Below are 8,950 nucleotides of genomic sequence, written 5' to 3' on the forward strand. Positions count from 1 at the left end.
AAGAATAACTCCGCGGCATCATCCCAGTTGAATCGTTTCGCCCACTCCCTTCCGCCGCATTCTAACTTGACTCGCAATGACTCATCACTCAAAACCTGCTTCATCCGCTCGGCCATCTCCGATATAATGCCATAACTGTAAAGGAATCCGGTTTTTCCGTCCACCACCGAATCGCGCAGCCCGGGAGAATTCGCCGCCAGCACCGCCGTGCCGCAGGCATTGGCTTCAATATTGGTTAACCCCCAGCCTTCTTTCATTGAGGGATATACCGAAAGATGACTCCGGCGGAGAAAATTCACTTTTACGGCGCTGCTGACATACCCGGTGAATTCTACTTTCGGCGCAATTCCGAGAGCCGAGGCGGCATAACGCAACTGCGGCAGATAATCGCCGCTGCCGACTATTTTCAACTCCGCTTCCGGTATCTCTCTTAGCAATAAATGAAAGGCATGAAGGAGATGGTCTATCGACTTGTACTTTTTTATTCTTCCCAGATACAAAACAGTCGGCTTTTCGAATTTGCTCGCCTTCGGGTCGTAGGAGTACGTCTTTTCATCAATACCGCAATGGACCACAGAGATATTCTGCCGCGCAATTCCACGCCGGGCAATATCATCCGCTGTCGATTCCGAGATAACATTAAATTTGAATTTTCGATAGACCGGCACGAGCGGTCGTTCCGCCAGATAGATATAAAGCCCCAGAACAAAATTAATCTCTTTAAAGACCGAGGTGGAAAATAGATGCGGCACCACAACCAGAGTCGGCAGATTAAGATAAAGCGGGGTGTAAAAAGGTATCTTATTGATATCCTCAATTAGAATATCAAATCTATTCCTCTTGACCAACCGACGCAGTTCCAGAGGAGCAATCAGGTTGAAATTGAACCGGCTTCCTTTCCGGATAATTCTCACCCCTTCAATAGTCTCGCTTTCTTTGGCGCCGTCATAAGCGGAGCAAAAGAGAGTGACTTCATGCCCTTTGCGCGCCAGCCGGCGCAGCAGTTCTTCTAGGTGCACCTCCGCCCCGCCGGCCTGAGGGTTGGTCAAATCCTGCCAGTTCAGCGCCAAAATTCGCATCACCTGACACCCTCGATTGTGTCGAGCGCAGGGTCAAGCCTCTGAATCTCGCCCAGAAGACGCTGCGATTCTATATCCTCCGGATGACGAGCGACCCAGGCTCTGACCGTTTCCCGAAGGCGGCTGAAATATCTATACTGATAATAGTGACTGACCAGCGCCCGGTATCCATCAACATAATCCGGATAGAGCCGATGCATCTTCTCGAAAATCCTGATGGCCTCTTCCACTCTGCCGGCGGATTTAAGCGTCACACCCCAAACATGGTACATTCTCCCTTTGTCCGAATAAGGGGATTCGTTGATATACTGCTCGACAGTTTCGTCGCGACCCATTTCGGCAAGGAGACGGACGGCGTGAATATTTAATTCCGGGGAATCTGGTATGGCAGCCTGTCCCGCTTTCAGATATTCGAGCGCCGCCGGCAAGTCTCCCCTATTCTTCATCTCATTGGCAAGCGCCAGAAATCCCTGGACATAGTTGCCGGTCAGACGAATACTGTTCTCATCTTTATATATTTTATGGTCACTGATGCCGCGATATTGATATTTCTCCAGCATTAGATGCCTGGTCCGCTCCAGGTCAACCCGGTCCTTGCCTCTTGTCGGAACCACCCTGTAAACCATCCCTTCCAGTATTAGATACTCATCGAGCGCCTGCCCCCTTAATTTCCGTGAGTCCTGCGGCACGGTAACTGTCATAAAGAGGGGGGTGCGCCAATCGTTAGTGGCAATTATATGCTCCATCACCTGGTCTTGAATCCGCATGGGATAGCCTTCGGCAGAAAGATAGGGGCGGAGTTTTTCAATAGTTTCACTGCTCCAGGCTATCGGAACATTCATCCGGTCGCGAAGCTGCATTACATACCACGAGGTATTAGCCAGCGACAGATTGACAACGCGGACATCCATGCGGATACCATATACCTCCTGAAGGCACCAGAGGGGAAAAGTGTCATTATCTCCATTGGTGAATAAGATAGCGTCAGGGTCGCATGATTCCAGGTAATTTCTGGCATAGTCGTACGGAATATAATTGCGGGAGCGGTCATTGGGAAAGTAGTTTGCCCTCAGCGGGACTATTGGCGTAAATGTCAGTATTGCCGCGAACGCAATTGTGGCCGCTCTCGAAATTTTGCCGCTGGGTTTAAAGCTCTCCCGGAATAATTCCACTATGCCGGACATGCCCATACCTATAGCCAGTCCAAACAGGACGAAGGCCGGAGTAAAAAAATAGTCCCGGTTTCGCACTTCCAGGTAATCCAGCTGGGTGACCGGATTCTGGCGAGTTCCATCGGCAAAATTCATATATAAGACAATCCCGACAGAACTGATAAGAAACAGCAAAAAAAAGGGCAATCCAATATCCGGCTTGCGACGAATCATCTCCCAAAAACCAAATAGCCCTATAACGAGAATGATAAAGAAAGACCTGCCTCCAAAACCGTACTGCTCCTTGAAAAACCGCCAGAATCCCATCCGTTGGTAATCGCCGAATTGATTTTCCCAACTGCCGCGGCGGACAAACATCCGCTCTACCATACTTTCTGAGCCGTATTGCTTCCGCTCCAGAAAGCCGATGGTTGCCGCCAGAGAGCGTGACGGTTTGTTCATGTCGAGTGACGGATTCTGAGAGGAGCGGACCGGAATATAGGCATGAATAGAAAATCCAATAATCGCCATCAGTATAACCGCCGCCCCGATTTTCCAGAATTTCTCTTTCAGGGTAATGCCAACCGCAATCAGAACCGCGGCTCCGAGTATAACACCCCAGAAAAGTTGCCAGATTCCAAGAATGACTGACGAGACCGAAGCTATGGCAATCAGCAAGGTCCAGTTGAGCGCGCGGCGAAGAAGCAGTCCCAGCGCCAATGCCAGTGTCGCGGCCAGGAATAGAAAGGAGTGGTAACCGCTGAAAATTATGCCCAGTGCGGCAAGAATACCGGGGGCAAGCGAATAGACAGCGATAACTAACGATTCCGTTTGAGTCTCATTAATCTTGCCGGCTTTTCTCATATTTATCAGCCCCCAGATTCCCCATAATGACAGCAGAATCAATCCGAGGGAGGTTATCAAGGTTCCGGTAGATATATTCCGCGCCGGCGCCTTCGGGCCATCAAGAAGACTGCCGACAATGCTGAGAAGGAACGGAATCAGAGTAATCGCGTAAAGAGCGAGAGTTATCACAGCCTTTCTGCCGACGTTGAAGGCGAGAGCCAGATGAAACAGAAAGATTATCAGGAAGATAAGAGCGGGAAAATATAGAGGGATTTCTCCCGGGCGAGACGAGAGCTCAAAAATGAGATAAAGTCCCGCTATGAAGAAAAGTGAAATCACTCCCCAATCTTTTGCCCCGGCGTCTCTCTTGAGAATGAAAAAGAGCGCCACGACCGGCACGACGATATAGATGGTGAGATGGACAGCGATACCGAGCATGGCAACGAAACCGATAAGGATCATCAAACGAAATCCCGGCTCAGTTTCACGCGCTTCAAAGTATTTCAACCCCAGCCAGTAGATAATCATCATCAGCATGATAGCCGGCGCATAGACCTCCGCTTCGACCGAGTTTCCCCAATGGGTATTCGAGAATGCCAGAAACAGCGCTCCCACCGCGCCCCCAAAGTATGGCAGGAGACGACCGGCCAAATCACTCGTATTAGTAGCCCAGTACCGAAGCATCCGCACCAGAATGAGGTAACCGAACATTGCCGCTGCCGCCGAGGAGACCACCGAAAGAAGATTCACTCGAACCGCGATATCGGAGGCAATCGGGAGTATTGAAAAAAATCGTCCCAGTATTATATAGAAAGGGGTCCCCGGCGGATGCGGGATGCCCAGGGTATAAGCGCTGGCGATAAATTCTCCGCAGTCCCAGAATGATAGCGTCGGCGCCTTGGTTAGGAAATAGACAATAAAGGTGAGAAGAAAGATCACCCCTGCCACCAAGGCGTTGACCTTATCGAAGCATGAATTGAAGGGACTCTTAATGGACGGCAGATTCAATCACAAAACCTTCTGGAATGCTATTTAACTCTTTATACAAAATAGACTTGTAAATATACAGCTTTTCTCCTTTCTGTCCAGAACTAAAATAAAGTATTGGTAGCTCCTTACCAAGTTGATTATGATAAGAGTGACATAATCGAGAAATCTATGCCACTCTATTTATTCGCCAGCGACCTTCACGGCAGCATCGAACGCTACCGGAAACTATTCAAGATAATACTGAAAGAGAAGCCGGAGGCTGTATTCCTTGGAGGCGACCTCCTGCCTGCCAAACTGATTCCCGAGTCGCTCCGGGGAGAATCGAGTTACGACTTCATTCTCGATTTCCTGGGAGCAAGGCTCGGAAAACTGAAAACTCAATTGGGCAATAGATATCCCGGTATCTTCGTAATTCTGGGAAATGATGACCCCCGCATTCAGGAAGTTGCCGTCAAGGAATTGGAAAATCAGGGATTATTGGTCTATCTGCAGTCACGGGTGGTTCCATTCCAGTCTTATACATTGTTGGGGTATTGTTATGTCCCTCCCACCCCCTTCTTGCTGAAAGACTGGGAGCGTTATGATGTTTCACGGTACCTGGAACCGGGCGATATTGCGCCTGAAGAGGGGTATCATTCCGTCGCGGTCGGCGCATCGGAGCTCCGATATTCGACAATTAAAAGCGACCTGAATGAACTTGCCGGAGATAAAGACCTTTCGCGTGCTATTTTCTTATTCCATACCCCGCCTTATGGGACATCTCTGGATATCATTAACACTCAGAATAGACTATATGAAGGAGTGGAGCGCGATAAGCACCAGGGAAGTATCGCCGTTCGGGACTTTATCCAGGACAGGCAACCATTGATTACCTTGCACGGACATATCCATGAATCATTCCGGCATTCAGGCAATTGGCTGGAAGTCCTGGGGAAAACCGTAATGATGTCGGCGGCATATGACGGAGCGGAACTTGCCTTGATTCGATTTGATCCGGAGGCGCCGGAGAAGGCAATCAGGGAAATTATTTAGTCGCCGTTCTTCTTTCGGCTTGAAATCGGCAGAGGACGAGCGGCATCGGTTATGGCGCCTATCTTGGCGGCGTAACTGGTTTTGCGGGCGATATCGTCGTCGGTAATTATATGGACATCAAGCAACCCGCCTGTGCGGTAGCCGGTGCGCTGGTAGTTCATTTCATCGAGACAGAGACTCCACCCATTCAGCCAGAATTCCAGGCGGCATCTCTTTTCATCAGGTCCCTGGAAGTGAATTAATATATCAATATCACTGGCCGGACCGGCGGTGGCGTTTTTGGTGCTCCCGAAGACATAGAATCCTTTCACGCCGAATTTCTCAGGGTCGATAAGAGACGCAATATATGTCGCCATCCTCATTCGCCAGCGCCAGGCTTCGCTGGAGCCCGAATCGGTGGCAACCGCTTTTGACTCGCCTGACTCAAGAACCGATTTGGGAGGCACCAGCAGACCAATCGCTTCATCCAGGTCGGCGTTCATAAGAACCTGCAGCACCATTCCGTTAGTTATTCGGGGAATGTCGATTAGCCTCAAAGTGTCGGAGAGATATTCAAATTCCGGAAGAATCTCAGGTAGTAGGCTGGGGGAACCCTTGAGAAATCGTTCATTGAAAATTACCCCGGGGTCATCGGGATAAAGCGGCAGATAGCGGATATGCGATTCCACCAAGTCTTGAAAGAAATGCGTTCCGAAAGAGAGGTCAGGGATATAGTTTCCCTTCTGGCGCGCCACTTCGATAAGCATCGCGGTATTGTTGATATCAGAGTATGTCACATTTACTCCCAGCTTGATATCACCCCGGCTGCCCCATCGCCCCGGACCCATCAGGATAAACTGACGTTTCGGCAGAAGCTGGTTAAGGCGACTGACAGCGCGGCCCACCGCCAGCAAGTCGGCCCGGTCGGGAAGTTCCCCGTAATGTCCCGGGTCAACATAGACTATATGCGTTATGTCCGGAACTCGGCCGTTGGAGACAAATCTTTTCGCCGAGAATATAACTCTTTCGGGAGAGACATCTTTCGGTATCGGGACTGCCGCCGAGTTATCGGCGGAACTTTGGGGGCGGCACTGCAAAAGATAAAAATCATGTCCGTCTGACGCAAATTCAATATCAACGGGGAAATTAAGTTTGCTTTCAAGCAGTTTTAGAATAGTGTTTATCTGCCCCACAAATGGGGTGCGCGAAATAAGTCCCTCAAAAGTCACTACCAATTCATCACTTTCAAAATCGATATTTGGTCCGACCTGCTGATGGATATGGTCGCGGTCACAAACCGATATCATCTGGTTGACGCGGGGAATCAAGGGACCGCACTCTTTCAAGAACTGCCTCATTTCGATGGTTTCAAAGGAATTGTCTTTCAGGTCGATGACATCGATTTTTTTCGGGGAATACCGGATAATCTCATCACAGGTGATATTCACCCGCAAGCCCGGCTGTCCCGGCGCTACCAAAATCGGATAATCGTCGCTCAGACGGTCGACTGCCCGCGTTCCCAGCCCCGGCACAAATCGTATCAATCCATCTTCTCTCTTAATGCGGGGCGACCAGCGGAATTCATTTCTGCTGAAAGCAACTCCGGCAAAGGCCGGCATGAAGTAATGCCCAATTTTTACACCCACTACTTCCTGAATCATGATTCCCATTTCTTCATGGAAATCGAGAAGCCCCCTCTCGGCGCGATACTCTATCGGGTCGGGTCCGAATACCGATGCATATACTTCCGCTATGGCATCGGTCAACGCCTCCAGCCTTTTCTCTTTCGGTCCCTGGTTAGCCAGGAAGAGACTCTTGTACTTTCCGGAAAAGGCTGCCCCCATTCGGTCTTCGAGAAGCGAAGAACTGCGGACAATCAAGGGGCTATCTTTGAAATCATCCAGCGCCACCGACAATCCCTGGATAATGTCAGGCGGAAAATGGGCGTTCTTGAATGATTGGATTACGTGCGGATATTCGATGCGGACTTGATTGATATCTTTATATTTCTGCTCGGCAACATCCTGAAGATTATTGTAATTCATGAAATAGAGGATTACATCGGAGGTGATATACCACGTCTTGGGCGCCTTTAAGTTGTTGAGCAGTCCCGATGCCACATCGGCTTTTTTCAGAATCTGATACGCCAGAGACAATCCGGCCGCTTTTCCCCCCAATTTGCCGTGCGATTCAGGTCCATATATTACATTCTGCATCAGATGGTAGAAGTCGACAATCTCAATATGATTTTTGGCGATATTGATATAGTCAAGCTGGTCGGAGAAGAACCGTCGTATTAAGGAAACGCGGGCGCCGCGTTGCGACAGCGTGGGGAGGTCGGCGCCGCCGGGGGACATTCGGTAGTACTTGCGCAGCGCCTCCGCGACTTCCGCCAGAGAAGTGTTGCGATTTAAGGTCTCCAGCAGAAAACTCATCCGGTCTTCATGAATCCATTTCTGAATCACTGTGAATATTTCATTGTCGCTGAGATGGTCGGCGGCGATTTTGAAAGTCTCGTCGCTCAAAAAATCGCTGGAAAATGAAAGGGTCCTTTTTTGATAGGGGCGGTTGGTATCCGCAAAAACCTGGTCTTCTTCCGACCGCTGGTCCGGGTTGTAGTACTGCTGCAGCCGTTTTGCTTCTTCAAGACCGCTCCAGCAGAGATAATTAAGCATCTTGTGCGATATATTGAGAAAGAGATTTCGGTCTGTCTGACGCAGAAGGTCGAGCGCCACGCGCCACGACTGTTTGTTGTCATCATCTTTTTCGGCGTCTGTCTTTTTCAGGCTGTGAAACAGCTGTTTCATCCGGTGGTACATCACGAAATGCCCCAGACGGTCGGCAATGGTATTAATCAGCTTGGCTTCCTCTTTGAGGAAAGGTCCTACATCGGATGCCGGCAGCTCTTTAGTGTAATAGACTTTGAGCGACCCGACCACCTTATCCTGCACCACAATGCTCGAACTGAGCACCCAGGGGGTTTCGGCGAAATTCTGCGGCTGATATATGGTGTCTTCAAATTCGATTCGGGGTTGACAAAAATCGGGATATTGCAATCCCTGGGGGATAGCCTGTATGACTCCGCCAAAGGCATCATCAAGCGTAATATTGACATTGCTCAGGACTTCCTCCACTTCATACAGGCAATTCAACTCCTTTGCCCGCTCCTGAAGCGAGTCCAAAAGATGTCCTTTGATTTTATCGGCGTCACTCATTTCTATATACTATTCCTCGTCCTCTTCTGCCGTCAACTTTAATTACAAGAGGCTGTTGTATTCTAATATGCCGTATAAAGGTCGTCTCTGTCAATGCCTGTTGTTGGCTCAGGAAATCAAAATCAATCCGGTCTTCCCCATTTAGCTGCACGGTCAAATAGCAGACTTGAAAGCTCACCAGGTTATGGAAAAAATGAGACCCCTGGCTCGGTTCGATATCCACGTCCGGCAAAATAGCTTCGACAATTGCCCTGGCTCCGGATATCTGGCTCCAATCGACCGGTATGCCAAGCCAGGGCTCGCTGCTCCCCCAGCGGCCAAAGCCAATTAACAGATAAGGGCGCTCTGACTCGGCTAATCCCCGGTTGAGCAGTTCTACTTCTTCCGCTATACGAGGTGTCTCCGACAGCTTAAACATTTCGGGCTTAACATAGATTACGTCGGTTATTCCTTCAATTATGCCATTCCCCATAACCTGACTCGAGCGAACAATGACCTTTTCAGATTGCATTTCGGCATTGCTCAAGGAAATTTCTTTGTCCCGTGTTGCCATCGGTCGCAATTGAAGATACCCCAGGCGGCATTTCACGGCATTGTTCTCGCGGGAAAAAGTCATGGCAAATTCCATTTCGATGTCGGAGCCGGTTTCCTCGGCGCT

5 protein-coding genes are annotated in these 8,950 nt (G+C 49.7%); 1 reads left to right on the top strand and 4 read right to left on the bottom strand.

The annotated features are described in order from the left end of the window. The coding region (locus AB1690_13485) for a glycosyltransferase family 4 protein (protein ID MEW6016319.1) at nt 1-1,079 on the bottom strand (1,079 nt) is incomplete at its 3' end. Continuing rightward, entirely contained in the window at nt 1,079-4,024 is a 2,946-nt protein-coding gene (locus AB1690_13490) for a DUF2723 domain-containing protein (GenBank protein ID MEW6016320.1), read from the bottom strand. The genes AB1690_13490 and AB1690_13485, both read right to left, overlap by 1 nt. Before the next feature lie 210 nt (nt 4,025-4,234). Here AB1690_13490 and AB1690_13495 point away from each other — a divergent pair, with 210 nt between their 5' ends. After that, nucleotides 4,235-5,098, top strand: coding sequence for a metallophosphoesterase (locus AB1690_13495; GenBank protein MEW6016321.1), 864 nt, complete (start codon nt 4,235-4,237; stop codon nt 5,096-5,098). Here the strand turns inward: AB1690_13495 and AB1690_13500 are convergent. Both AB1690_13500 and AB1690_13505 read right to left on the bottom strand, forming a co-directional pair. Then, on the bottom strand, nt 5,095-8,292 hold the full coding sequence (locus tag AB1690_13500) for a PEP/pyruvate-binding domain-containing protein (GenBank protein MEW6016322.1): 3,198 nt from the start codon (nt 8,290-8,292) through the stop codon (nt 5,095-5,097). The two genes, AB1690_13495 and AB1690_13500, sit on opposite strands and share 4 nt — an antisense overlap. Continuing rightward, nucleotides 8,285-8,950, bottom strand: a 666-nt coding sequence (locus AB1690_13505; protein ID MEW6016323.1) for a hypothetical protein, incomplete at its 5' end; no start/stop codon positions are given. The genes AB1690_13505 and AB1690_13500, both read right to left, overlap by 8 nt.

This window comes from Candidatus Zixiibacteriota bacterium (assembly GCA_040753495.1).
GTDB lineage: Bacteria > Zixibacteria > MSB-5A5 > GN15 > PGXB01 > DYGG01.